Source organism: Mycobacterium alsense, assembly GCF_002086635.1.
GTDB classification, from domain to species: domain Bacteria; phylum Actinomycetota; class Actinomycetes; order Mycobacteriales; family Mycobacteriaceae; genus Mycobacterium; species Mycobacterium alsense.
Genome location: NZ_MVHD01000115.1, coordinates 1 through 2,337, shown reverse-complemented (window position 1 = coordinate 2,337; position 2,337 = coordinate 1). Strand labels below are relative to the sequence as shown.

General features: G+C 71.4%; 2 protein-coding genes and 1 pseudogene. All 3 read right to left on the bottom strand.

Annotated features, from left to right (window positions below):
- Positions 1 to 848: serine/threonine-protein kinase (locus BST11_RS26695; RefSeq protein ID WP_083141161.1), on the bottom strand; the 848-nt coding region annotated here is incomplete at its 3' end.
- Between the two features lie 40 nt (positions 849 to 888).
- On the bottom strand, positions 889 to 1,557 hold the full coding sequence (locus BST11_RS28835; protein ID WP_244897796.1) for a class I SAM-dependent methyltransferase: 669 nt from the start codon (positions 1,555 to 1,557) through the stop codon (positions 889 to 891).
- Between the two features lie 2 nt (positions 1,558 to 1,559).
- Positions 1,560 to 2,337, bottom strand: a pseudogene (locus BST11_RS28830) (serine/threonine-protein kinase); the annotation flags it as partial.

Sequence of the window (2,337 nt, the reverse complement as noted above, 5' to 3'; positions counted from 1 at the left end):
TGGGTCTGGTCGGGGTCGCTGAGGGCCTCGTGGGCGGCCAGCGCCAGATCGCCCGCGCTGGCGTAGCGGTCCTCGGGCTTCTTGGCCATGCCGCGCGCGATCACCGCGTCGAAGGCCTTGGGCACACCCGGACGCAGCGCGCTGGGTTTCGGGATGGGGTCCATCAGGTGGGCGGTGACCAGGGTGCCGGCGCTGTCGGCGCGATACGGCGGCGACCCGGTCAGCGCCTCGTGCAGCACGCACGCCAGCGCGTAGATGTCGGCGCGGTAGGTGACCTCGTCACTGGAAAACCGTTCGGGCGCCATGTATTTCCAGGTGCCGACCGCGGTGCCGAGCTGGGTCAGCTTTTCATCGGTGGTCGCGCTGGCGATGCCGAAGTCGACCAGGTAGGCGAAGTCGTCGCGGGTGACCAGGATGTTGGGCGGCTTGACGTCGCGATGCATCACCCCGGCCGCATGGGCGGCATCGAGGGCCGAGGCGATCTGGGTGATGATGGCCACCGCGCGCGGCGCGGTCAGCGGGCCGAACCGCTTGAGCAACGTGTCCAGGTCGACGCCCTCGATCAGGCGCATCTCCATGAACATCTGCCCGTCGATCTCGCCGTAGTCGTGGATGGGCACGACGTGGGGTTCCTGCAAACGGCCGGCGATGCGGGCTTCGCGCTTCATCCGCTCGCGAAACACGGGGTCCTTGCTGAACGTGTCCGACATCAGCTTGACGGCCACCGTCCACTCCTTGACGGTGTGCTCGGCCTCGTAGACCTCGCCCATGCCCCCGCGGCCCAGCAGCCGTTTGAGGTGGTAGGGCCCGAACATCGAGCCCACCCGTGAGGCCCGCGCGTCGCTCATCTGTGACCCTCCATAGCAAACCCCGGACCCGCCGACCTTATCAACACCGCGCGTCCCCGCCGCAGGACAACGGCCCCATTGCCGGCCGCCGCCACACCAACAGATAACGCCAGAAAAGCAGGCGGCGCACGCGGGCGGGCGGCAGGGTCGCGGCCGCGACCTCGCGGGCCCGGCGGGTCGTCAGTGGCGGGTCGACGACCTTCGGCATGGCCTCGTGGGTGGGATCCAACCCGTACCAGTCGCCGCGGCCGGTCGCCCGCAGCGCCGCGAACGCGGCACCGAGCGCTCGATTGGCGGCCGCGGCAACGATTTCGGTGAGCGCCTCCCGGGGCAGATCCGGCCGCGGCAACACCACCGCGGCCAGCACGCCGCCCGGGCGCAGCGCCGGTGCCAGGTGGCGCAGGGCGTCGGCGAGCGGCAGGTGGTGCAGGGCGGTGTTCGACACGATCGCGTCGTAATGCTCGCCGGGCAGCGGCAGCTCGAGCACGTCGGCGTGGACGCAGGCGACGTTGGCCGGCGCGCGCCGCCGGGCCGCCTCGATCATCGCCGCCGAGCTGTCGACCGCGTCGACGCGCTCGGTGCGCGAGGCCAGCCGCGCCGCGAATGCTCCCGCGCCGCAACCGACGTCAAGCACCCGCCCGCATCGGCGGGGCAGTTGACGCAGCAGCGTTCGCTGGTAGTACGCGTTGTGGTCCCAGGCCAGGCTCACCCTCAAGAGTGGGACGACCACCACTTGTACAGCTGGTCCATGTTCGGCCCCTGCGGATTCCCGCTGACGACCGCGAACACCATGGTCTGCTGGTTGCTCCACATCACCTGCGGCTCGTCGCCCTTGTAGGTGCCGCACGCGATCTGGCCGAGGATGGTGTTGGGGTCCTTGTTGTGCCACCAGGTGCCCGGTGACGCCTTGTCGCCCGGACACTTGACGAGGGTGTCGCTTTTCATGAAGCCGTTGAAGGCGTCCTGCACGCCCCGCAGGTCGGCGAAGAGCCCGAAGGCCGAGACCGTGGGGCCGTTGGGATCGGTGTTCTGCCCGCACATCACGGAGACGATGGCGCCCGCCATCGGTTGGCGGTCCGGCTTGCACGTCCCGGCCGGGTAGCCGGGGGGCAGCAGGCCCAGCAGCCGGTTGAGGGCGCCCGGCGGTGGGGTCGACGACGACGGCGCCGTGCTGGTGGTGGTCCTCGTGGTGGTGGCGGTTGTGGTCGTGGTGGTCGCCCCGTTGGGGGTTTCGTCGCCGTCGTTGCCGACCGCCATCGAGACGCCGACCACGACGACGACGAGGACGAGCACGACGGCGGCGACGCCGGCGACGATGGCCCATGGGTTGCGTTGGCGCGGCGGTGGCGGCGGGCGGCCGGGGCCGTAGGGCGCCGGGCCGGCGAACTGCGGTGGCGGGCCGGCCCACTGGGGCTGGTAGGCCACGGGATTCGGTGCGGGTTGCCCCGCGCGCGGGAGCGGGCCGCTGTCGGGGGCCGGGGTCGGGTTC